The sequence below is a fragment of the Bacillus sp. TH17 genome (assembly GCF_016651125.1).
Taxonomy (GTDB): Bacteria; Bacillota; Bacilli; order Bacillales; family Bacillaceae_G; genus Bacillus_A; species Bacillus_A mycoides.
In genome coordinates this window covers 1,793,883-1,819,344 of sequence record NZ_JAEKEN010000001.1, presented here as the reverse complement: position 1 = coordinate 1,819,344, position 25,462 = coordinate 1,793,883, and the positions used below count along the sequence as shown (strand labels likewise).

Below are 25,462 nucleotides of genomic sequence, written 5' to 3'. Positions count from 1 at the left end.
GTTATTCGGCGGTTTTGTCATACTTGCTCAGTTTATATTGAAGCGTTTGACGCGGAATACCTAACATTTTTGCTGCTTGCAAAATATTCCCTTCCGTTTCAATTAACGCTTGATCTATTAATTCCTTTTCCATTTGATGAAGAGCTTCCCTAAGCGGTAATATACTTTTCTTCTTCGGAAGTTTCTCTTTCCGAAATGTTCGTGGCAAGCAATTTGCTGTTAACGAATTCCCTTCTGTAATAATGACAGCATGTTCAATCGTATGCTTTAACTCACGAACATTTCCAGGCCATTGATAAGCTTGTAATCTTTCTTTCGCTTCCTTATCAATTTGAAGTACACCTTTTTTATAACTTTTATTATATTCTTTCAAAAAGTAAGACGCTAATAACAGTACATCCTCAGTTCTTTCGCGAAGCGGCGGGATATATAATGAAAACACATTTAATCGATAGTATAAATCAGTGCGAATTTTATTTTCTCTTAAACATACTTCTGGAGGCTGATTCATTGCAGTAATAACGCGAACATCTACTTTTCTCGTCTTATTATCACCAATGCGACGAATAACTCCATCTTCTAATACACGTAGCATTTTTGCTTGTAAATCAAGCGGCATTGAATTCAGTTCATCTAAAAATAATGTCCCTCCATCTACAAGTTCAAATAATCCTGCTCGTTCGATTGCCCCTGTATAACTACCTTTTGTCGTGCCAAACAGCAAACTTTCTAATAGCGACTCTGGCAAAGCTGCACAGTTTTGTGCAATAAACGGCTTATTTTTTCGTTTAGAAGCTTCATGAATCGCTTGCACAAATAGCTCTTTCCCCGTTCCAGTTTCACCATATATTAAAACATTCGCATCGGTTGGCGCTACTTTTTGTGCTAACTCTTTCGTCTGTTTAAAGCGGGAATCATCAGTTACAATTGTCTCGAATGCAACATGCTTTTTCACCGTTTTTTTGCTAGTCGATCGTTTTATTTTCGATTGTAGATCTACAATCGTATCAGTAAGCTTTTGAATAGTAGAATAATCTTTCGCAATTTCTACAGCACCAGCAATATTTCCATCTATTAAAATAGGTAACGTTGTATTGACCGTACAAACGTCTTCCCCATTTAAATTTTGGTAATGTTGAACTTGGTGTACGATTGGTTTTTTTGTATCTAATACTTTCATCAACGTACTTGTTTCTCTGGATAATGACGGGAATGCTTCTAATAAATGCTTTCCTAGCACATTTTCAATTTTAGATCCATCATGTTTTGCAGCAACTGTATTATAAAATATTGTAATCCCATTTTCATCTACTGCATGTATGGCCTCATCTATACTGCCCAAAATCGCTTCAATGACTTCCTGTGTCGAAACTGCTAGCAATGTCATCCCCCCTTTTGCCGAAAATCCAGCAAATTCAACGCCGAATTTCCGGCACCCTCTGTGCGATTATAAGCATGACGATTCCGTTCTATTATTTTGATGAAATGTATATATATTTTTATTGCTTATTTATGGTTAAGTGAAACTTTAATCAGTGGGGCTTTATTATTAACCCGACTCCCACTTAACTTCTTTGCTTTACAGCCGAATTTTGAGGCGGGAGTCTTACTGCTTTCGAATAGCTGGATAAATCTTTCACCCATATATTCATATCTTCCAACTTATCAAAAATGTAGCAATTATTCGCAAGCCTTCCCGTATATGTATAGCCTAATTGATGAAAGGCTGCATTCATACCGAAAGATAGCGAGCGAGCAATTGTATAAGAACAAAAAATAGATTTTTCTTGGAGCTCTTCCTCCAATTTAATTAACAGACTTTTCATGAAACCATGTTTTCGATATTCAGGTAATGTAGCACAATTCGTTAATTCTGCATTACCTTCTTTCACGTTCATTTCAGCAGATGCTGTACTAATAATTTTTCCCTCGAATTCATAAACATAGTAAATTGTATCGTCTTCCTTCATCGTCTGCTTTACATAATTCCCATCATTTAAAGGTGTCGGATAAACTTCAAATACTTTTCCAAAGACAATTGCTAATTCTTCCGCATCCTCTTCTGTCGCTTTTCTTAACACAAATTCCTCTGGGACTATTTTTTCTTTCACTTCTTTTTCTTTTACACCACTTAAAATAGTATCTTCCTCAGTCCAATGAATACTATTTCGTCTTTCATCATTATGATATTTCACGAAGAAGTGCGCATCGTGCCCTTGAAAATAATGAGGTATCGTTGCTTCCAGTAAGAAACCGAAAGAGAGCCATGTTGAAACATGCTCTCCCTTTCCTTTAATAATACATTTAGTGAAAGAATGTTTCTTTGCTAATTCATCGATTGTTTGTATGATGCTTTCAACATTTCCTGTATAGTGATCAACTCTAATACGTTTATTAAAATAATCTAAAACCCCTTCTACTGTATAATGCTTTGTCTGTTCACTAAAAGATTCATAGTATTTCATTTTTTCACCTCACACCAATCTAGTAATGTACATGCAATTATTTTTGCGGCAGCAATCATTTTATCAACTTCTATATATTCGTTTGGATAGTGTGCTACTTTCGTCTCTCCTGGACCAAATACTATCGTGGGTACGTTAGCTATTTGTGTGAACAAACCTCCATCTGTTCCCCATGGCGAAGCTTCTATAATCGGCTCGTTCCCTTCGATTTCAACAAAGTTATGTTGAAGCGTTGTAATAAGTGGATGATTTTCTTCTAGTTCACCAGGAACCCATCTAGCCCCAAACCATTCTACTTCTACAGGATTTTTTACAAACCAACTATCCACATCTTTTAATTCACCAATCCAGCTCTCAAACTCTTCTTTTGCTGCCTCTATAGTCTCATTCGGCGCAATACCACATCTTCCTTCTAAAATTAATGAATCGGGAACAGAACTTGGCCAGCTTCCCCCTTCAATTTTCCCAACGTTAATTGGAATTGGAATCGGAATCCCCTTAAATAACGGATCTGTAATTCGCCCATTTCTCTTCTCTTCTAATTTTCTCAAATGCTCTACAACAAACATACTTTTTTCAATTGCACTTACTCCTTCATAACGTGTACCACCGTGTGCTGCTTTTCCTTTTATATGTAGACGAAACCACATTGATCCTTGTTGTTTCGGAAAAAACTTCATATTCGTCGGCTCAGGAATAATAACGCCATCTGCCTTATATCCTCGTAAAATAGCAGCTAATGTTCCTGCCCCACCGCTCTCTTCTTCTATTACACTTTGAAAATGTATATCACCTTTTAGTTCAATACCAGATTCAATAATCGCTTCCATCGCAAGCATAAGTGAAACATTGCCGCCTTTCATATCTGTTGTTCCACGTCCATATATGCGGTTTCCTATTTTCTCTCCACTATATGGATGATGGCCCCACTGATTTACATCCCCTTCTGGCACGACATCAATATGCCCGTTTAAAATCATAGATTTCCCTTCGCCACTTCCTTTTAAAGTCGCTACAATATTCGGGCTATCTGTAAAACTTGTACGAGGTGATACGAAATAAGGGTGATCTTTCATTTCATTAAAAGCAGGCTCCCAAATATCAAGATCTAGACCTAACTCACGCAACTTTTCAATAACAATTGCCTGCGCACCACTTTCATCACCAGATACGCTCTTTTCTTGAATTAATCGTGTTAAAAATTTTACACTCTCTTCTTCATGACCCTCAATATACTCACAAACTTGTTTTTTTAATTGCTCCATATATTACAACTCCCCTCATTCAATTACTAGTAAATTTGAGCTTATATGAAAATCAGCTGTCGTATGTCGTTTTACATCTTCTACAGTATATGGACTCATTAATTCTTGTAAGACAAGTCCTCTTTGGGTCACTTCCATGACAGCCATGTCTGTAATAATTAAATCTACACATTTTTTCGAAGTTAATGGCAATGTACATTCCGAAACAATCTTTGCATTTCCGTATTTATCAACATGATTCATCACAACAACGACCCGCTTCGCTTTTTGCGCTAAATCCATCGCTCCTCCAATACCTGGAACGCGTTTTCCTGGTACAATCCAGTTCGCTAAATCACCATTTTCACTTACTTGTAACGAACCAAGTATCGTAACATCAAGTAATCCTTTTCGAATCATGCCAAACGCCATGCAACTATCAAAATAACTTGCTCCTGTAATAAGAGATGTTGGTAAACCAGCTGCGTTACATAAATTCTCATCTTCATTCCCTTTACTTGGCGTTGGTCCCATACCAACAATACCGTTTTCCGCATGAAACATAACATTCATATCTTCTGGCAAATGATTCGGTACAAGCGATGGAATTCCAATACCTAAATTTACAAGCATACCATTCTGAATTTCTTTCGCTGCACGTCTTGCAATCTTATCTCTTACTTCTACGCCCATACCCATTTCCAATTCACTCCTTCCGATGGCACGATATAATTTACAAATACACCTGGGACGACAATTTCTTCTGGATCTAAACTTCCAAGTGGAACAATTTCTTCTGCTTCTACAATCGTTATGTCACCAGCCATAGCTACGTGTGGATTCATATTACGAGCACTTTTATCAAATACAAGATTGCCAAACGGATCCGCTTTTTTCGCATATACAATTGCGACTTCAGCCGTTAAAGCTGTTTCAACTAAATATGTCTTTCCATTCATTTCAACTGTACGCTTTCCTTCTTCTACAATCGTATCAACACCAACGTCAACTAAAATACCACCAAGCCCTACACCACCAGCGCGAATACGCTCTGCGAGTGTTCCTTGCGGAGAGAATTCAATTTGCAATCTTCCTTCATTTAATTGTCTTCCCGCATTTGGATTTGACCCAATATGAGAAGTAACTAAAGATTTAACCCTTTCATTCGTAACAAGACGACCGATTCCTACATCAGGAAATCCAGTATCATTTCCTATTAAATTTAAATTTGTAATGCCTTTATCTAAAACAGCTTGAATTAAAGATGGAGGGGATCCGATTCCTCCAAATCCCCCAAACATTAATGTCATATCATCATGGAACAAAGAAATTACTTCCTCTATTTCTTTTAATTTACCGAATGTATTTGTAATAGTTGTCATGCGATACTATGCCCTCCTTTTTGCATCATCTCTTCCACGCTCTTTACAAAAATTGAAAGTAATTCATCTAACTCGGAATATGTAGTTGTCATTGGTGGTGCAACAAGCAGTGCACTATCCTCTTTTCCTGCTTGCCCTGAAACAGCTTGGTATAAGAGCAGTCCATTTTTAGCAGCAACTGAAATAAGCTCCGACGCTTTTGTAAACGGTTGCAATTCTATTCCAATTAGCAATCCTTTTCCACGCACATCGGCAATGATTGTCGATTGTTGCTGAACTTTCTGCAAACCTTTTAATAAATACTCTCCCTTTTCTGCTGTTTTTTCAGGTAAATTATGTTTCTCCATATATTCAATAACAGCTAAAGCCGTTGCTGCAGACAATGGATTTGCACTAAGCGTATGCCCGCTCATTACAGAACGTGATCCACGTAAAATTGGCTCCATAACACGGTCACTTACAACTGTTGCTGCCATTGGTGTATAACCTGCTCCTAGCCCCTTGCCAAGGGTCATAATATCCGGTTCTACACCCCAGTGCTCCATCGCAAACCATGTACCAGTACGACCAAGTCCAGTCATTACTTCATCCGCAATAAATAATATATCGTAATGACTACAAATATCTTTAATTACTTTATAGTATTCTTTCGGCGGGACAACCGCTCCTCCAGCAGCTCCGATAATCGGTTCAGCAATAAAAGCTGCAATATGTTCTGCACCAATTCGATCAATCGCTCTTTCTAGTTCAGTCGCACAAGAAAGTTGACATGTTGGATATACCTTTTGTACAGGACATCTAAAACAGTATGGAGCTGGAATAGTCGGATAATCTTCCAAAATAGAAACGAAACGTTGTCTGCGCAGTGGATGCCCAGACATAGATAAAGCTCCCATTGTAATCCCGTGATAGCTCATCCACCGTGACAAAATTTTATGTTTCCCTTGAATGCCACGCTCCTGAAAATGCTGAATTGCGATTTTCATAGCTGTTTCATTTGCTTCCGTACCACTATTCACAAAAAAGCTCCAGTTCAAATCTCCTACACATAAATCACTTAACTTCTTCGCTAATTTTTCAGCTGGTTCACTCGTAAACTGTGATCTATAAACGAAAGCGATCTCCTCTGCCTGTTTTTTTATAACTTCTGCTATCTCTGCTACGCCATGTCCAATACCTGCCGTAATCGCTCCAGACGAACCATCAAAATATTTATTTCCGTTTTGATCATACAAATACACACCTTTTCCATGTGAAATCATCGGATACGGCTGACCAACAAGTGGTTTAATTAAGTAATCGCGCATAGCGCTCCCCATTTCTCCAATTTGTATATGTATATGAAGAAAATTGACGTTTCTTTCATAAAAAAGAATCCTCTGCAAAAGCAGTGAATTTATCAAAAAACTATTATAAAATATACAAATGACTGCTAAATATTATTTCAAAAACAGAAAATTCAGAACTAAAAATGAAGACCAACCTTACCTGTACGCTTAAATACCCCTTCCTGATTTAAGATAACAGCAAATTGAATATTTTTTTAATATAATATCAACTTTCCTCAATTGCTGACATTGTGTAAACTTCGACGAAACTCCCGTTATTCTCCTTCCTATTATCCTACTTTATATTGCATATTTTCAAACAAAATTCGACATTTTACTTCGCCTCATTTATCATAACTATTTCTTAACAAATAGTACCACCTATTTAGAACAATAAAAAAAGAACCGATTAACCACATTAATCAGTTCGGCACGACGCTCTTTTATCGGTATTACCTTATCCAACGCATCACTAAAATTAATAGAAATACTCATAATACAAATCCATAATTCGTCCCACAGCCTAGAGCACCAAATCCTCCATAACTTCATTCCCAATAACTATGGGGATATCCCCATCCCAATGGTTCCACTCCTTCCATCAAAGTCAAACTACCTTTCCTTTATAATTTATGTAGGACAATTATCGATTTGTATGTGTGTTTGCCTATAAATAAAAAAATCCCCATTTTAACTTTTCCTTCTAGAAAGGCAAGTTTTTTGCATAACCTCTTTCTAGCTTCGCATATATTTGTAATGATGATAAAGGAGGAATGTTCATGACTCAATCCGAAATTGAAAAATACGGTCAAGAAGCTGCACGTTACGAACAGCTCGCTCGTTACTATCAATATAGCAATCCTAAAAGATATGTAGAACTCTATATGAAATACTATGATGCAATTACAAAACTTGTACAAGCATATGAAAAGAGAGATTCACAAGAAGCGACTTTACCGTCACATATGAGAATCTTCCACACAGCTCCCCATACACCAGCAGTTGATATTATAATAAACGGACAAAAGGTTATTAAAAATATTTCTTTTAAACAATTCAGTCCGTATTTATCATTAGTGCAAGGTAAATACCGTATTGATATTGTCCCTGTCGGAAACGAAACTCCAATATTTTCAGCATTAGTACCAATAATGGGGAATCACACTTATACCCTTGCAGCGGTCAATAGCGATAATCATCTCCAATTACAACCCATTCTTGATAATACTCATTTACCATCTGGTCAAGCAAAAATACGATTTGCACATTTTTCACCAGACACTCCAGTTGTAAATGTAAATTTAAAAGATGGGGATCATTTATTTGAAAATGTACTCTTTAAGCAAATAACAGATTTTTTACAAGTTAGCCCTGGTACAGCAGATATTGAAGTTTCACTTGCTGATACAAAAAAAGTACTATTAACCATTCCAAAATTCAACGTTGAACCAAATACAATTTACACAATTTCAATAGTTGGTTATTCAACTGAGGATCCAAAATTAGAAACCGTTATACTTACAAATTAAAACAGTCTACACCATTCGCATGGTGTAGACTGTTTACTTTTGAAACGTAATTTGAAATTCTGTCCAATCGTTATCCGAACGACACAATATGGATCCTTTATGTTTTTCTACAATTTGTTTACATACAAATAGTCCAATACCAGTTCCTAGCTTTTTAGTAGTTACAAATGGCTCAAAAATAGTCTCTACATTGTCTGCTGGAATCATAGGTCCATTATTTTTTATAACAATGCGAACAGCCTGATCCTCTTCAAATACATCAATGATAATTTTCCGCTCTTCTTTCACCGATTCAAGAGCATCAATCGAATTCATTAAAATATTTAAAACTACTTGCTTCACTTCACTCCGGTAACCAACGAGTGGAATAGGATACGGCAAATTCTTTTCAATCAAAACATTTGCATTAACTAAACTTGGATATAAGAATTGTATAATATCTTGAAATAAGTCATTTACCAAAAAACGTTCAGATTCATTCCACATTTCTTTTTTCGATACAAGTAAAAATTGCGAAATCCTAAAATTTAATTGATCTAATTCATGTGAAATAATATCTAAATACGATAGATTAGGGTGATCTGTCTTCAATAACTTTACAAATCCCATAATCGAAGTTAGCGGATTACGAAATTCATGTACAAAACTAGCCGACATTTGCCCTAGAATCGTAAGCCTTTCTTTATGTGTTTCATTTATATATTGCTGTTTTTCTTCTAAATTCCTCGATATAATTTCTGAGTATTTTAAAACGGTATAATAAATTAATTTGTCAAAACAAGTATGTATTTTGGCCATAATCGGTTTCAGTTCTCGAGCGCTTACATCCAATTCGCACATTGCTTCAAAAAGTTCATTTCTTCCCACATTTGCATTGTAAACAAAATCTCCAATATTCGCATCTGCCCCTGCACGCTCAATGGCAATTTTCTCACATAATGGCTGAAGATAATTAATGTCTTTATCTTCCATAATAAGTTCGATAATTAACTCTAATAAATTCGCTCCATTTTGAACTACCTCTTGTTTAAATGGATCTTTTTCGGAAATTATCATTTTGTTTTTCCAGTTCTCTACGAATTGGTGCCTGTTGTTTTTCAAGTGCGAACAAAATACTTCTTTAATATCCTTATCGATTGGAAAAACCTCCATTCCCTCCATTTCCATACGACGAATACCCTTTATATTTTGAATATTAACACAAAAAATACATTTCGTTAATAGATTGTTGTCACATTTTGTTAATTTCTGTTGATAAAATTTATTTTTCCCTTCTTATATAAATAAGTTTTATTCATATATCCCTTTTCTCTTCTCATTTTTTTAATTATTTTCCTGTTCAAAACTACTTTTTTTGCATCCTTTTTAATTCTTGCGTACAATAAGAAGTGAAAGGTGTGAAAAATATGGTAAATAAAAATGTGGAAGACTATCTCCAAGAAGGCATATATGGCCAAAAGCAAAACAAACCAGAAGAACGTAATATGTACTTAACTACATTACGTGAGCGTGTAGAAATCGCTTTAACAATCGGTCAAGTAATGCAAAGTAATGTGTATACAGAAGTAACGGGTAACATACGTTCTTCTCAATCATTACAACTATTCCTAAATGGAAGCATTGCTTACCCACATTTATCAAAATACATTAAATTAGCAACTGAAAAAAATATTCATTTTACAATTGTTCAAAATAAAGGTACTGAAACACCAATAGGTTTAGTACTCTCTCATAGCACTGCTGTAGATAAAGAACATATTTATGTCGAAGATGATATTTTCAAACAAGAAATGAAGTAAAAGGTACACTTGATTAAATGTAATCGTTCCGAGAAACGTAAAACAAACAATAAAAAACGAGTATGGAAACGTAAACATTTCCTGCTCGTTTTTTATTGCGGTGTTTAAGCTCGATCTACTTTATTTTTTAATACACACTAATTTCATTTCTGTCATTTCTTCTATTGCATATTTAATCCCTTCACGGCCTGTTCCACTCTCTTTCACACCGCCATAAGGCATATGATCTACTCTGAACGTTGGAATATCATTAATCATGACACCACCGACTTCTAATTCATCAATTGCACGCATTGCCTTACATAGATTGTTTGTAAATACACCTGCTTGTAATCCATAACGTGAATTATTTACTTGTTCTAAAGCCTCATCAAATTCTTTAAATGTATTTACAGTCATAAGTGGACCAAATACTTCTTGGCACTGAACAGATACATAATCTGGAACATTTGTTAATACAGTTGGTTCAAAAATCCTTGCATCACGTTTGTTACCACCGTATACAACATTAGCCCCTTCCTTAACTGCCTCTTCCACCCATGAATTTATACGTTCTACATCTTTTTTTGAAATAAGTGCTGATACATCTGTTTCTTCATGAAGCGGATCTCCTACTACAACGTTTTCCATTGCTTTCGTTAATTTTGTAATAAACTCTTCCATTTTGCGTTCATGCACAAAAACACGTTGTACTGAAATACAAACTTGTCCATTATTCACAAACGCGCCCCATTTTACACGTTCAATTATTTCGTCTGTCAATTCAACATCTTCATCAATAATTACTGCAGCGTTCGATCCTAATTCTAACGTCACTCGTTTCAACCCGGCTTTTGCCTTAATTCCAATACCTACTTTCGGACTTCCTGTAAAAGTAATACTAGCAACGTTCTCATCTTTTACTAATGCCTCACCTACAACAGATCCAGGTCCAGAAATTATATTGAAAGCTCCCTTTGGTAAACCAGCTTCTTCAAATAATTCTACCAATGCATACGAAGAAAGTGGCGTTTGGTCGGCAGGCTTTAGCACAATAGTATTTCCAGCCGCAATTGCTGGGCCTACCTTATGTGCTACTAAATTAAGTGGAAAATTAAATGGTGTAATAGCACCAATAACCCCGATTGGTTGTCGAATTGTATACGCTATACGGCCACCTGCTCCTGGTGCAGCATCTAATGGTAACGTCTCACCATATATTCGCTTCGCTTCTTCAGCTGCAAACTTATATGTTTGAACAGTGCGATCTACTTCTCCTCGTGCAGCACGAATTGGTTTTGCAGCTTCTTTTGCGATAATCTCTGCAAACTCTTCTCTTCTCTCATCCATTTTTTGTGCAACCTTTTCTAAAATAGTTGCACGGTCGTATGCGGATAATTTTTTCATTTCTTTCATTGCATTTTTGGCCGAAACTATTGCTTCCTTAACGTCATCTTCTGTACCTTGCGCAATCTCCGCTAATGTTTCTTCAGAATATGGTGCATACAATGGTTTATACGTCTCTACTGATTTCCATACCCCATTTATATATAAATGTTTTTTCATAGTGGTTCTCCTTCCGAATATATGTATACAATAATACATTTCATTTATTTCACCTGGTGAAAGGTCTGACTTGTGTAATTGTATCATAGCCCTAATACATCAAAAAAACATTTTGCTCAAAAAAACTCTGCTACAAAGCAGAGTTTACGAACTAATTTGTTCTTGGAGCGAAATCTTTTTTCATCTCCTACAATAACAATCGATTCTGAAGGTTTCGTTACTTCTAATCTCTTAATATAGTGTCCATCTAATTTTTTCACGCAAAATTTATAATTTTCAATCTCAATGGTATCACCCTCGGAAATCTCAATATTTTTTGTTAGGATCCAACCGCCAATCGTATCGACATCATCGTCGTCAATAGTCAAACCTAATAATGCGTTCACTTCACTAACAAGTACTTTTCCCTCTAAAATCGTTTTCGTCTCACTAACTTGTTGGATTTCCGGTTGTTCATCAGTATCGAACTCATCTTGAATATCCCCTACAATTTCTTCTAAAATATCTTCAACGGTTACAAGACCTGATGTACCACCATATTCATCAATTAATATAGCGATATGAGTTCTTTCTCTTTGCATTTTTAAAAATAGATCATGAATCGGGATAGATTCAATAACTAAAATAATTGGTCTAATATATTGCTCCACTGTCTTTTCACTAACAACTCGGTGCTTCACAAAATCTGTAAATATATCTTTAAAATTCACAAAGCCTATTACATGGTCCTTATCACCATCAACAACCGGATACCTCGTATATTTTTCATGAGACATTTTTTGTAAAGCCTCTTCAGCAGGCATTTCTTTATTTAAAATATTCATCTCTGTTCGTGGTACCATTATTTCTTTCGCAATACGATCATCAAATTCAAATATTTTATTCACATACTTATATTCAGATTGATTAATCTCACCATTTTTATAACTTTCTGAAACTAACAACCGCAATTCTTCTTCTGAATGCACTTCATCATGCCCTTTTGGTGGTTTCAACCCAAGAAACTTTGTAATTAACCGAGCTGATCCATTTAAAATCCAAATGAATGGGAATGCAATACGATAAAACAAAATGAGTGGCTTAGCAACAAAGAAACTCACTTGTTCTGCTTTTTGAATCGCAAATGTTTTTGGAGCTAACTCTCCTACTATCACATGGAAAAATGTGATAAACAAAAATACTAAAATTATAGCTAAAATGTCTGCGAGTTGAGTAGGGACGTTCCAATTTGCAAACAACACATCAAACATGTGCTTTAGCGCAGGTTTACCAGACCACCCAATCCCAAGAGCTGTAACAGTTATTCCTAATTGACAAGCTGATAAATATTCGTCTAAGTTTGTAATGATTGTTTTGACAGATATTGCACGATTATTTCCTTTTGCAATTAAATAGTCAATTCGTGAACTCCTCACTTTAACAATTGCAAATTCTGCTGCAACGAAAAATGCCGTTAAGGCAATTAAAACAATCACTATACTTATACTATATATGTCCAAATACTTTTCCTTACTTACAGTGTAAGCAAGGAAGCCACCTCCTACTTAAATTTATTCAAGTGAAGTAAGCATTCTTATACTCTAATAAAATTCTACATTAGTAACCACCTTTTTATATATTATATGCATACATAAAAAAGATATTTATAATTATGATAATCTAATTAGCTTATTATCGTCAAACTATAATAAGCCCAATTTTCCGATAACTAAAAATGATTTATATAAATAGTATGTGCTAAACAGCTGAACTTCGTGAAAAAACACTTTCTTTGCCGATTCCACACTTCTTTTGTCACACCTGAAGGGAACTTGCTACATAACTAGAAATCATTCAACAGGATATATATAGGAGGGATTATTTTGGAATATAAAACACCATTTATCGCAAAGAAATTAGGTGTTAGCCCAAAGGCTGTTGTCCGGATTGCACAACAATTAAATCTTACGATTAAAAAAATAAATATGGTCATTTTATTTTCACACAAGGTGATTTAGATCTAATGTTAGAATACCATCGCTCTCAAATGGACCAGCCTCAAAACTCTCAAACTACTCAAAAACCATCTTCAAATGATGTAGAAAAATTAAAAACTCAAGTAAACACAATTGTTCAAAACACATCATCGAATGATTTTGAGCAATTAACAGCTCAATTTACCACAATTACGAGAAGACTAGATCGAATGGAAGAACAAATGCAAGATAAAGCAAATGATGTCGTTACATACCAACTTTTACAACATCGCCGCGAAATAGAGGAAATGTTAGAACGAATTCAAAAACTAGAAGCTGCCCTAAAAAAAGAAGAACCAATATACATTACTCCTGATGCAAAACCAACATATGAAAGAGAAAAGAAACCGAAGCGTCGTAAAATGATTTTTAGTATATTTGGACTATAATATTTTAGACCCTTATTCTGAGAATAAGGGTCTACTTTTTGTATGAAAACAGATGCCCGTAATAAGTAACTCTTCTTCATACTATACATATTCATATATTTTCATTTTGTTAACATAATATTTTTACTGTATTCTGCAATAAGTGCCTGCGCATGAGCATTCCCTTGAATAATATCACGGAATTCTTTCAAAGAATACAGATGTGTAGCCCCTTTTCGAGCATGAATTCGCACTGGTACACCTTGTAAAGTATCATGAAACTGGAATGGACTATCTATCGGTTCGATTGGAAAACCGAGTGTAAGTAAATACATATACATTCTTTTTGTAACTGCTGCAATATACCATTCCGCTTTCGTCTCTAACGCATGCATAAATAAAATAGCTGCCAGCCTTTTGAAATGTCCTCTCCCCCGAGACGTTTTCGCAATACTTAACTTTCCTATTTCATACACATTTTTCAAATCTTTCACTAAATCATTTTTAGAAAACGGATAGAAAAACTCAGAATTTGATTGTTCAGGTACTGTAAACTTAATACATTCTACTGTACCAATATGATGTTCATCTTCTATTAATAAAAATCGTGATGGATTTAAATTACGTTCTACAAACATTAAGTTTCTTTCTTCACAAAAATCTCCCCACAGTTGCTCGAACCAAAAATGCTCTTCCTTTGTTTGAACACGCTGGAACATATTTAACCGCCTTTCCCATCGCCGCTCTGTTTTTGATAACGCTTTCACTTACTATCATATAAGAACAAATCTTCGTATGCAACTAAAAATATTTATGTCTTATTATATTCTGCAAAATGAATTAAATTCCTACTTATTAGTCATTAATACACATGCAAAACCCCTTAATTCCCCATACTGTTACAAACATAAAAAGATTCAATTACTCTAATAAAAAAATGATAATCACTATCAAGTTCGAACCGTATAATGTGTCTTTCCGTACTGCATATAATTCTTCTTAACCTAAAGAAATCCTTCATCAAAAAGGATTTCTTTTACATTTTATTACTTTTTAACCATTTCTCAAAAATTTGAATCATCCCATGCTTCCCAGCCAACTTCTCTTCTCCTTGTTTCGTTTTATATGGATATAGTTGTAAAAACACTCCACATCCAGATTCAATTTTTTTACTATGCATATGGCTACCTGGATATACACAAATCACTTCATAAATCGCTCTTCGCTTAAAAATTCGTTTACCATTCTGTTCTTCTACATACTTAATAGACCAGTATTTATACATTTGCTCCGTTGCTTTCGTATTACCTACAGGCTGAAAAATATTGTACATAGGACTATATTTCACTTCGATAATAATAGAAGATTTATATACATACTTCTCTTCTTCCTTTACATAACAATCTAAACGAATATCCGGCTTCTTTGTGTCCTCTCCGTTATAAAAATTACTTCCTTTGCTTAGTGCAATAAGAGGGTGTGTTTCAATTAAATCATTAAACGCGACGTGCACTTTTATATCATCTCGATGTAAAATCACTGTCGTTCCATCTTGTAATCCGTCTAAATAAAAATGTTCTTGTATTTGTTCACGAATAGGATTCTTATCTTCAAATCCGATTTGTTCTAATATAGAAATAACGATAAAAAAAGCGTAATACTCATACACTAAAAACGTTGGTTTATATACGAATAATAAAGATGGAGGTTGCTCCGTATGTTGCGGTAACAATTCTAAATGGTGGATTAATTGTTGATGCGGTATAGATAAAGTGTTCGAATTAATGGTAGCTGTTTCAGAAACTTCCCTCCAAAATGGAGAATACAATAAATTTCGAAAGTATTGCACACTTTCATATACGATATGAGCTAATATTTTATATTCTTGTATTTTCACAGAACTTTTCCGTAAATCTGCTTCTTTCAGTAAATGTAGATTTCTATATTTTTGTTTTTCCCTATCCGTCACGGATCCATTTCGTTCAATCGTTTTCATAATTGTTTTAACAGCTTGAAATTCATCTGACTTTTTCCTCTTTTCTCCTTCTAGTATTTCAATAGTTTTACGTACAAAAATTTCTGCTTCAAGTAAATAATAATAGAATTGCATCGTTTTAAATTTAAGAAATGCATTTTCAATACTATTTTTTTGCTCCTTAAATTTACGGTTGTAATATTTCGCATAAAGCTTTCTTTCTGTCATAATGGCAGTTTTTCTCGTTGCCTTCCGCGCTTTCGTTTCCCATTCATATTCGTGTACAAATTCCGCATTCGATTCTACTTTCTTAAAAATTTGTTTTATTCTTTTCATTTTTTGTGGCAACTTTCTTAACAATACCAAATAAGAAGAATCTTCAATATCGCTAAGTGCTGAGAAAGTTTTCTTGTAATAACCTCTATCTAAAATTAACTCGTTTAAAATTGACTTCACATAATCTTGAATCATTTCAAATTGGTCATCAAAAAAGTTTTTAGGAACAACTTGAAAAGCACCATAATAAGTTTTATCTTCTATACGCACTTCAAAATGGTATAAGCCACAGCGCCACGGATAAAAAAATTCAGTTTTTCCATGTTCATACACTAATACTCTTTGTTTTTTTTCATTTAATTCATATTGTGACTCTTTTATATTCTTTTGTCCCTCATATACTTTATTCCATATGAATGTAATATCCATTGGATTTTGATAATGGAAATGTAATTTCAGTGGTTTTAATTCCTGTACTTTATAAATACATTGAACTAATGCTGTAGTAGACGTACAAAGCCGGTTTAAAAGGATAAAATCGCCTTTCCCCTCAGTACCAATAATTAGCTTCAATACAAACGGGAGCGTTTCTTTCGTATCGACGATTGCTGTTTCATAACGCTCCTCATTTTGCATAGCCATACAGCTCCAGTTCTCTACGCTTTTGTCTTATATAAGCTAAAGAATGTTCAAATGTAGATACACGATTTGCAAGCGGAGACTGTAAAAGTGGTATCAATGTCGCTCCCCTTTTTGCTTCTTCAGAAAGTAGAGGGCCCACTGTCATTTCTGTCCCCCTTAATTTCGTTAATACACGCTGCTTTATTTGCAAATCAAAACCTTCTTCCCTGCTAATCATATAGGACTGATTATTTTGGAACGGTATATTTTGCAAATACGTAGCGATTGCGCTTGCACATCGGAAAGAAATTCCTTTTGATATATCGTGTGATGATAATACATCATGTAACTTATCCAATAACTCTAATTCCTCTTCAGTATACACTTCGATCATCTCTTTATTCCTAAACCAATTGAGTCGAAATTCTCCCGTTGTTACTTTCAGCGGGGGTTGCTGAACAACTTTCTCATGTTCTATACTCATCTCGCAAAACGGAATTTTTTGTAATGTAATCAAATTTGTTCGATCTAATAATCGATCGGAAAGCTCTTTCGTCGTTTCATCAAAATTTACAGTGCCTACGAAAATAATATTCTCACCAATTTCCACTGAAGGTGGAATTTGATTTTCTATTTCTTGTACTTTCTCATACAAACTCAAAATACGATTTTTCTTTTCAAGTTGAAGAACGGATAGAAACGGAGTAAACCAATGCTCAATATGTGACATGTTCATTTCATCGAACACAATTATATACAATTGATTTGGATTTTCTTTAGCCTTTAACAATGTCCGAACTAACTTCGTTTCACTTTCAATAAAATTACCATTCGGATGAAGGTAACCGAGAATATCATGTGGTTCTTGATACGATGGTGAAATCGGAATCCAAATTAATTCTTCCCCATAACGTAACCCAAGTGATTCTGCATAAGCTTGCACAAAGCGTGATTTCCCAACACCTGGTATACCACCAACAATTGTTAACATATTGGTTTTAATACTAATGTGAAAATTATATATATCTGTATCATCCAAATATAACCCTTTATTACGAACCATACTTTGTACATACTGCAAAAAAGAGGATTCACGCTCATCCCATTCCCAGTCATCCTTTTGCATTTTAATATCTTCTACTTCAACTAACTTACCTTCTTCAGCAATTCGTTTATTTAGTTGGTCATACACATTTTCACTTACAAAATATAAATGATCATCTACTGCTATTTCTACATGTTTCATCCAATCGTTTATTTCAATATATTTGCATTCTTTTCTTTGCTCAAAATATGAAATTGAACTTATTGATGATTTTAACGATAAATTTCCATATAGCCTTCCCTCATGCCACAATAATTCTGGAGGCTCAAAGTCTTTTGGTAATTTAGGCATAAGAAATGATAAATAACCGTTGCTTAACTTCCGTTCCAATGACGCTCTCTTTTTATAATTTGAGACCTTTGGTGAAGGAATCACTTTATATGAAGATGCTATTTCCCGAGGCTCTTCTGTGCATATTAATTCCAGAAATAAATTTCCACGATCATAATAAAGACGAAACATAACCAGTTGCTTTTCTAATTTATGCTTCTTTAAATCAGTAAAGATTTTTTCATTCTTTTTATTACTGCATAATCCTTCAAACAAATATTTTCCAGTCGGAAATAACTCTTGTAAAGTTAAAGGTATTGAAGAAAGACATTGTACAAAGAAATTTTCTCCATTCTTCTCTCCCTCAGCTTTTGCAAACTTCCCAATAAACCTCATATAATACATTCGCTTTATAAAACTTGGATGAAGAGCTTTATGTAATTTCAACGTAGTCACCTTCTTTTTTTCATACTATCCTTATTGTATGAACTACAATCTAAAACTAGAAATAAAAAACCTGACGTCATCCGTCAGGTTCAAAATTAAAACGTATATTAATGAGAAGGAAATGCTTTTTTTTCTTGTAAAATGGCATTATGAGCGATTTTCATTTTAGCAAGTACGTACCGTAATCGATCTTCGGCATTTTCATCTTTATTTTGCTGCAAACTCGCCAAATTCTCTACAGAACTCGCTAAATTTTCAATCACGCCTCGAAGTTCAGGATGATGATTAAAAAAAGATTCTTGTACTAATACTTTCCTTAAATCACTAGCTAAATCCATAATTCTAGACAACTGTTCTTTTTCTTCCATTTTCATCCCTCCTGAATATCTTATGTATTAAATATTCTCTAGACAAGGAAAAAAGCCCTTTAAATTAAAAGGACTTTTACATTTTTATAGTTCCTGTCAGTAACATATAAAGTGATGTAATAGCTGCAATAACAATTGCCAACATCACATATCGCTCTTTGCCTGCAAAACAACGATTCCCTTTTTCTTTTCTTGCAAACATATACACGAGAATCCCAATACCATATACGATTGAAACAAGCAATAAATTCTTTAAACCAGCTGCATAAATTAACCATACAGAGTATAGGGAAGCAATTAATGCTAACAATCCATTTTTTACTCTCGCAACTTTCAGCTCTTTCGTGATGACTAATTTCAATTGAAATAGCGCTGATAATAAGTACGGCAGTAATATAGATGTTGACGCAATAAAATACATAATTTGATATGTCGATTGTGAAAACAAAACGATTATAAATATAGTTTGGGCAACGATATTTGAAATCCACAATGCCATATGCGGCGTTTGTTTCTTATTTGTTTTCGTAAAGACTTTCGGAAACACGCCGTCTTTTCCTGCTACGTGAGAAATTTCAGAAACAAGTAAAAACCAGCCAATTAATGTACCTACAAGTGACGCAACTAATCCAATATTAATTGCCATTGCACCCCATGGCCCAACAACATGTTCTAATACATGTCCCATTGAAGGAGTCTCTAATACTGAAAGTTCTTTTCTTGTCATGGCTCCCATTGACAGAACAGAAATTAAAATATAAATAGACATTACTAAAATAAGTCCAAGTACTGTCGCTTTTCCAACGTCTCTACTATTTTTAGCTCTTCCTGATAATACAACTGCTCCTTCAACCCCAATGAACACCCAAAGGGTTACAAGCATTGTATTTTTCACTTGACCTAGTACAGAGGAAACTGAGATAGTTCCTTCGCCCCAAAAGTCATGTGTAAATGTATCCCAGCGAAACGCTGTTACCATCACGACAATAAATAATAAGATCGGAACTAATTTCCCAATCGTTGCGATAACATTCATAATGGAAGCTTCACGAATTCCAAATAAAATTAGAAAATGCAATGTCCATAATAAAAGTGATGCACCTACGATTGACGCAACATTATTTCCGCCTTTAAAAATTGGGAAGAAGTAACCTAATGTACTAAACAGTAACATAATTGTTGCAACATTTCCTAAAATCCCTGCTAGCCAGTATCCCCAAGCACTGTTAAAACCAATATATTCACCGAATCCAGCTCGTGCATAACTATAGATTCCGCCCTCAAGCTCCGGTTTTTGTCTTGCTAACGTTTGATATACGAGCGCAAGTGGAATCATTCCCATTGCTGTAATACACCAACCAATTATCGTTGCACCACTATTTGCTCCTACTGCTAAATCATGCGGTAAACTAAAAACACCGCCACCAACCATCGTTCCAACTACTAATGCGATTAACGGAAAAAATCCTAACTTCTTTTCTATTTGTACCACCCCATCTGTCATTCTAGGTGTTATGTTCGTTCAACTATTAAAGTCACCTTTTTCTCTAATAGACGTTTCTCTTATATTTTTTCAGGAAAACATTACTTATTCTAAAAGAAAATGAAGAAAAATGGAATACTTTTTTGAAAAAATGTATAAGTATGCACAAAAAAACCGTTCATTTTGTAATGAACGGTCATTTCATACATATAAAATTGTATATTTATTGTAAAATTAACGAAGTAACTTTTCTTTTTGTAAAAATTGTTTTGCGACTTCTTCGCTACTTTTCCCATTCACATTTACTTCATAATTCATTTTTCTCATTTCTTCATCTGTAATCTTTCCAGATAATTTATTTAATACTTTTTCGAGTTCAGGATATTTCTGTAACGTCTCTTTTCTTAATAATGGTGCTCCTTGATAAGGCGGGAATAGTCCTTTATCATCTTTTAGCACTTTAAGCCCATATTGCTCCAATTCACTATCTGTTGAATATGCATCGATTACGTTAACATCTCCCGATTGTATTGCACTATAGCGCAGTTTCGGTTCCATCGTTTTAACATTTGAAAACTTATAGTTATATAATTTTTGCATTCCTTTATAACCATCTTCACGATCAGCAAATTCTAATGTAAATCCTACTTTAGCTTCCTGTGCAATTTTTCCTAAATCAGAAATTGTATTTATGTTATTTTGATCTGCTATTTTTTTCGGCATGGCTAGTGCGTATGTATTGTTATACTCCATTGGCTTTAACATAACCATATTATATTTCTTTTCCATTCCAATACGAGCTTGTTCATATACTTCATCACGATTTGTACTTTTCGGTTCTTCTTTCACGAAAGTAGATAAAGCTGTACCTGAAAATTCTGGGTATATATCTACTTCACCTGATTTTAACGCTTCGAATACAAATGCTGTTTTTCCAAGGCCTGGCTTTAATTCCACTTGTAAATCTGTATCCTGTTCAATAAGTTGCTTGTACATTTGAATTAATATTTCTGGTTCAGATCCAAGTTTACCAGCAATAACTATGTCTTTCTTTTCGGTATTCCAAAGAAATGGAGCAGCTATCATTACTACAACTATACATATCGTCAATATAACGCGCTTAGAAGAGCGTTTCGGGCTCTCAAGTACGCGAAGTACTATATCAAAGAATAAAGCGAGTAACGCAGCTGGTACGGCCCCTAAAATGATAAGCGCATGGTCATTTCGATCTATGCCTAATAATATGAGCTTACCGAGCCCACCAGCGCCTATTAAAGCAGCTAATGTAGCCGTTCCAACAATTAATACCATCGCTGTACGAATACCAGCCATAATAATTGGCAATGCGAGCGGAAGCTCTACCTTCCATAATCTTTTCCAGCTATTCATCCCCATAGCTCTCGCCGCTTCTATAAGTGATTCATCTAATTCCCGTATTCCTGTATATGTATTTCGTAAAATAGGTAATAGTGCATACACAACTAATGCGATTATAGCTGGCAGTTTTCCAATTCCTACTAACGGAATTAATAGTCCAAGTAAAGCAAGTGAGGGCACTGTCTGCATAACAGCAGAAGTCCCTATAATAAATTCAGCTATTCGTTCTTTTCTCGTTAATATAATGCCGAGCGGCACTGCAATAATTACTGCAAAAAATAGTGAAATAAGCGATATTTGTAAATGCTCACTTAATGCACTTAGCAATTCTACTTTTCGTTCTTGGAACGTTTGAATAAAATCAGTCACTGTTTAGCCTCTTTCCTTCATTTGTTCAACAATGTAATTGACAATTTGACGACTTGTTAACGCTCCAACATATTGACCATGCTCTTCAACCGGCACTGACTCTTCAGTTTGTAAGCGGACTAGTGCTTCTTGTAATGACGAATGTAAAGATAAAGCATTCCCTTCAACTCGTATACCCTCGTCTAGCGGCAATACCTCTTCTATACTCTTCCCCTCATACCAAGGTCGTCCACGATTTCCAATGAACTCCTCTACAAACTCATTTTTCGGGTTATGTATAATTCCTTCTGGTGTATCTAATTGAACAACTTTTCCTTCTTTCATTACACAAATACGATCACCAAGTGATAAAGCCTCTTGCATATCGTGCGTTACGAACACGATTGTTTTTTGAATCTTTTTTTGCAGTTGTACGATATCCTTCTGAAGCTGCTCCCTACTTAACGGATCTAACGCACTAAATGGTTCGTCCATAAGTACAATTTTCGGGTTTGCGGCTAATGCCCGTACGACACCAACACGTTGTTTCTGCCCTCCCGACAATTCATCTGGCATACGATCACGATATACATCTGGATCGAGCCCAACCATCTGTAGCAAGTCATCGACACGTGCTTTTATTTCCTTTTTGGTCCATTTTCTCATTTCAGGGACAACTGCAATATTTTCAGCAATTGTCATATGTGGAAACAGCGCAATCTGCTGCAACACGTACCCTATATTCCAACGTAGTTCGTTTATGTTATATTGTTGAATATCTTTTCCATCGATTAAAATTGATCCTTCCGTCGTTTCAATTAAACGGTTAATCATCTTCATTGTCGTTGTTTTCCCGCAACCACTCGGACCAATGAGAACAAAAAATTCTCCTTTTTTAATTTCTAAATGTAGTGAATCCACTGCTTTTGTGCCATCTTCATACGCTTTTGACACATGATTAAATTGAATCACAGACACAACTCCTTTCATGTTGTTTCCTTTATTTTGATGGAATATAGCATTCATTTCAAATGATACGCTTTATTATACAAAAAAAGAGCTCTCATTTGAGCTCTAACGGTCGAACAATATTGTTTTCATAATTGCAGCATATTCACGCACATACGCTTTTTTCTTAGAGCGTCTCGGTGTTTCAGCAGCCAAAGCTTCCATCTTTATCCCTAAACGCTTTGCAATTATTTTCGTTCGATATAAATGATACGTATTACTTACAACTACCGCATGCTTTACATCATATAAATCCATACTAAACTTTAAATTTTCATACGTATTTGTAGAGCGGTCTTCAATTAAAATACGATTCTCATCTATACCATGTACCATTAAATAGTTTCTCATACTGTGAGCTTCCGGTATATCTTCATCTTCCCCTTGACCACCTGAAACAATTACTTTCACCTCAGGGTGAGCATGTAAATATTCCAACGCTATATCCAAACGATTTTGAAGAGATAAAGACGGTCTATCTCCAAATAACTTTGCACCTAATATAAGAACGTATGGAGAGTGATTACTCAATGTTTCACGAGCAACTTTATTCATTCGAAACGTCATATAAATGATGTATAGCGGAGGTAGTAATAAGATTATAAGCAATATCCATTTGTTCATAAATAAGTTAACACTCCCTTTCTTTTTATTATATAGAAAAAGAAAAGGAGGCAGAAGTATTTTTTAAACAATTGATTTATTAGACACATTCGCTTCCGTTTTACGTTTTGAAATTACATAATAAAAAGCAATCCCTAATGATAGGATCAATATACAGCTCAGTACGTAAAACGGGATCATTACCCCTGCTTTAGATACGCCTGCCGTAAACAACATTAATAATACATTTCTCGCCACTCGTGTTCCAGCATTTCCAATCGCATGGAAAATCGCTAGTCCATATAATAACATAATGGAAGGCTCAATAATCATTGCGGTAATTGAAATTACATAAATAACCATCGTCATAACGATTGAAATTTCTATTTTGACATATTTCATCATGATTGGAATACTTATTCCTGCAAGAACCGCTCCGACACCGTACATCATACCTTCAATTTCGTATACAGAGGCACTAGCTTTGAGTATATCTGAAATATATACTGGGATTAAATAATTTGCCATCATGACACCGATAAACGGCATATAAGTCGCTAGTAAAAACCAAAATAACTTAGGGCGCATTTTCATAAAGTGAATTCCTTCGAACAATTGCTTCTTAAATGTTGCTTTCCGTTTTACTTCTTTTTCTTTACATACGGTATACATAAGAAAAGAAAAAATGCTCCTGCAAAAGTTAACATATCCACTAACAAGATCCATTTCAAAGAAATAATCTCAATTAAAAAGCTAGCAGCTGCGCCTGAAATAACTTGCGTTAATTGTCCTTGTATTTCCATTGTGCCACTTAAACTTTTATAATGCTCTGATTGAAATATTTCTTGGTTAAATGCAAATATTGTGGGATAGAATAATAGATAATAGAAAGAACCTGCTATATAAATAATAATTTAATGAATAGAATTGTATGATTGCCCAGCAAATCCCAAAATGGCCATCATTCCTATAATGGCTATCCCGATACCTTCGTTACATAACAATAAAGATTTTCTTGAAAAACGATCTATGCTTTGCCCAATGAATGGTGTTAGTAAAAACATGATGAGAGTTGCAACGATAGAAACATAACCAAATGTTGTCTCTCCTCCACTTTCCTTAATTAACAACCACGGAATCGTTATCATAACAATCCCGGAACCAATAGCTGATAAACTATTGGCTCCTAGAATGTAATACAAGCGAGAATCATGATAAAGAGAGGACATATCACTCAACTCCTAATTGTTTTTTCACCTCTTTATATACGCTCATATATGCTTTTAATTCTTTAACTAAATCATGAATTAATGGTTTTGCATCTTCTCCAAGTTCACTATCTTGCACATGTAATCCATCAAGCACGACTTGTTTTGGAATTGCATTTGCGTAAACGCCTCTAGCGACAGTCCGCATACTATTTAATGCGTTTATTCCCCCTTTACCTCCTCCAGCAACTGCTAGTAATGCGACAGGCTTATGGATGAATTCACTGCTACTTAAGTAATCTAACGAATTTTTCAACGCTCCGCTCATCGCATTATGATATTCTGGTGTACATAGTACTACTCCATCCGCAGCTTTCACTAAAGCTTTTAATTTTTTTACTGCCTCTAATTCACGTTGTGATTCTTCTCCATTATATAAAGGCAATTCCGCTACTGCTAAATCGTATAACTCCCCTTCAAATTGCTCTGCAATATATTTTGCCACAACGCGAGTTCTACCGAATTTTCTTGGTGTACCGTTAATAACGACTAGTTTCATAATTATTTCTCCCCTTTGTTTTCAAGTTATATTTATATATTATCAGAAATTTCTATACAAAACACAGTAAAAAGAGGGAAAAACTTTCATTAAATAGTATGAGAAATAAAAAAACTCATACTTTCGTATGAGTTTCACA

General features: G+C 34.8%; 19 protein-coding genes and 3 pseudogenes. 3 read left to right on the top strand and 19 right to left on the bottom strand.

Annotated features, from left to right (window positions below; translation table 11 throughout):
* Position 1 precedes the first annotated feature (1 nt).
* The 6 genes from rocR to JFT95_RS09205 all read right to left on the bottom strand — a co-directional run bounded on the left by rocR (position 2) and on the right by JFT95_RS09205 (position 6,398).
* A complete protein-coding gene (rocR, locus tag JFT95_RS09230) occupies positions 2-1,387 on the bottom strand; it encodes an arginine utilization transcriptional regulator RocR (RefSeq protein ID WP_002012652.1) in 1,386 nt (461 codons plus the stop codon).
* A gap of 178 nt (positions 1,388-1,565) precedes the next feature.
* Positions 1,566-2,465 (bottom strand): putative beta-lysine N-acetyltransferase, encoded by a 900-nt coding sequence (gene ablB / locus JFT95_RS09225; RefSeq protein ID WP_002085802.1) that lies wholly within the window; start codon positions 2,463-2,465, stop codon positions 1,566-1,568.
* Entirely contained in the window at positions 2,462-3,730 is a 1,269-nt protein-coding gene (locus JFT95_RS09220; protein ID WP_201052042.1) for a peptidase, read from the bottom strand. The genes ablB and JFT95_RS09220 overlap by 4 nt, the downstream gene beginning before the upstream one ends.
* Before the next feature lie 15 nt (positions 3,731-3,745).
* A complete protein-coding gene (locus JFT95_RS09215; protein WP_002127246.1) occupies positions 3,746-4,408 on the bottom strand; it encodes a CoA transferase subunit B in 663 nt (220 codons plus the stop codon).
* The gene (gene atoD / locus JFT95_RS09210; RefSeq protein ID WP_002085805.1) at positions 4,393-5,091 is read right to left on the bottom strand and encodes an acetate CoA-transferase subunit alpha; all 699 of its coding nucleotides are present in this window, start codon (positions 5,089-5,091) and stop codon (positions 4,393-4,395) included. Before atoD ends, JFT95_RS09215 begins: the two co-directional genes overlap by 16 nt.
* Positions 5,088-6,398: an aspartate aminotransferase family protein gene (locus JFT95_RS09205; protein WP_201052040.1), complete on the bottom strand. Its 1,311-nt coding sequence runs from the start codon at positions 6,396-6,398 to the stop codon at positions 5,088-5,090. Before JFT95_RS09205 ends, atoD begins: the two co-directional genes overlap by 4 nt.
* An 800-nt stretch (positions 6,399-7,198) precedes the next feature.
* Here JFT95_RS09205 and JFT95_RS09200 point away from each other — a divergent pair.
* Entirely contained in the window at positions 7,199-7,948 is a 750-nt protein-coding gene (locus tag JFT95_RS09200; RefSeq protein WP_002012659.1) for a DUF4397 domain-containing protein, read from the top strand.
* 33 nt (positions 7,949-7,981) lie between these two features.
* On the opposite strand, the gene JFT95_RS09195 is transcribed toward JFT95_RS09200, so the two are convergent.
* Entirely contained in the window at positions 7,982-9,115 is a 1,134-nt protein-coding gene (locus JFT95_RS09195; protein ID WP_002031784.1) for a BA2291 family sporulation histidine kinase, read from the bottom strand.
* A 239-nt stretch (positions 9,116-9,354) separates the two neighbouring features.
* On the opposite strand from JFT95_RS09195, the gene JFT95_RS09190 reads away from it, so the two are divergent.
* Positions 9,355-9,747 (top strand): YueI family protein, encoded by a 393-nt coding sequence (locus tag JFT95_RS09190; protein ID WP_002141658.1) that lies wholly within the window; start codon positions 9,355-9,357, stop codon positions 9,745-9,747.
* A gap of 120 nt (positions 9,748-9,867) precedes the next feature.
* Here the strand turns inward: JFT95_RS09190 and JFT95_RS09185 are convergent, their stop codons facing one another.
* Together JFT95_RS09185 and JFT95_RS09180 are read right to left on the bottom strand one after the other, a co-directional pair.
* The gene (locus tag JFT95_RS09185; RefSeq protein WP_002012663.1) at positions 9,868-11,292 is read right to left on the bottom strand and encodes an aldehyde dehydrogenase family protein; all 1,425 of its coding nucleotides are present in this window, start codon (positions 11,290-11,292) and stop codon (positions 9,868-9,870) included.
* A gap of 144 nt (positions 11,293-11,436) precedes the next feature.
* A pseudogene (locus JFT95_RS09180) lies at positions 11,437-12,791 on the bottom strand (hemolysin family protein).
* Between the two features lie 363 nt (positions 12,792-13,154).
* On the opposite strand from JFT95_RS09180, the pseudogene racA reads away from it, so the two are divergent.
* Positions 13,155-13,696 (top strand): annotated as a pseudogene (gene racA / locus JFT95_RS09175) (chromosome-anchoring protein RacA).
* A gap of 101 nt (positions 13,697-13,797) precedes the next feature.
* Here the strand turns inward: racA and JFT95_RS09170 are convergent.
* The 10 genes and pseudogenes from JFT95_RS09170 to JFT95_RS09125 form a co-directional block, all read right to left on the bottom strand.
* Entirely contained in the window at positions 13,798-14,394 is a 597-nt protein-coding gene (locus tag JFT95_RS09170; protein ID WP_002085820.1) for a hypothetical protein, read from the bottom strand.
* Between the two features lie 317 nt (positions 14,395-14,711).
* Positions 14,712-16,562, bottom strand: a complete 1,851-nt coding sequence (locus JFT95_RS09165) for a hypothetical protein (protein ID WP_201052038.1) — start codon at positions 16,560-16,562, stop codon at positions 14,712-14,714.
* Positions 16,552-18,369 (bottom strand): AAA family ATPase, encoded by a 1,818-nt coding sequence (locus JFT95_RS09160; protein ID WP_002012669.1) that lies wholly within the window; start codon positions 18,367-18,369, stop codon positions 16,552-16,554. The genes JFT95_RS09165 and JFT95_RS09160 overlap by 11 nt, the downstream gene beginning before the upstream one ends.
* A gap of 107 nt (positions 18,370-18,476) precedes the next feature.
* On the bottom strand, positions 18,477-18,737 hold the full coding sequence (locus tag JFT95_RS09155; protein WP_002085825.1) for a hypothetical protein: 261 nt from the start codon (positions 18,735-18,737) through the stop codon (positions 18,477-18,479).
* 76 nt (positions 18,738-18,813) lie between these two features.
* Positions 18,814-20,241, bottom strand: a complete 1,428-nt coding sequence (locus tag JFT95_RS09150; protein ID WP_002189509.1) for a basic amino acid/polyamine antiporter — start codon at positions 20,239-20,241, stop codon at positions 18,814-18,816.
* A gap of 213 nt (positions 20,242-20,454) precedes the next feature.
* Positions 20,455-21,966: an ABC transporter permease/substrate-binding protein gene (locus JFT95_RS09145; protein ID WP_201052036.1), complete on the bottom strand. Its 1,512-nt coding sequence runs from the start codon at positions 21,964-21,966 to the stop codon at positions 20,455-20,457.
* A gap of 3 nt (positions 21,967-21,969) precedes the next feature.
* Positions 21,970-22,917 carry an ABC transporter ATP-binding protein gene (locus tag JFT95_RS09140; RefSeq protein ID WP_098167757.1) on the bottom strand — a complete coding sequence of 316 codons (948 nt, stop codon included), beginning with the start codon at positions 22,915-22,917 and terminating at the stop codon, positions 21,970-21,972.
* Positions 22,918-23,019: 102 nt separating this feature from the next.
* Complete coding sequence (locus JFT95_RS09135; protein ID WP_002127228.1) at positions 23,020-23,577, bottom strand: YdcF family protein; 558 nt, start codon at positions 23,575-23,577, stop codon at positions 23,020-23,022.
* Positions 23,578-23,640: 63 nt separating this feature from the next.
* Positions 23,641-24,785, bottom strand: a pseudogene (locus JFT95_RS09130) (MFS transporter).
* Position 24,786: 1 nt separating this feature from the next.
* The gene (locus tag JFT95_RS09125) at positions 24,787-25,323 is read right to left on the bottom strand and encodes an NADPH-dependent FMN reductase (protein ID WP_002031805.1); all 537 of its coding nucleotides are present in this window, start codon (positions 25,321-25,323) and stop codon (positions 24,787-24,789) included.
* Positions 25,324-25,462: the final 139 nt, after the last annotated feature.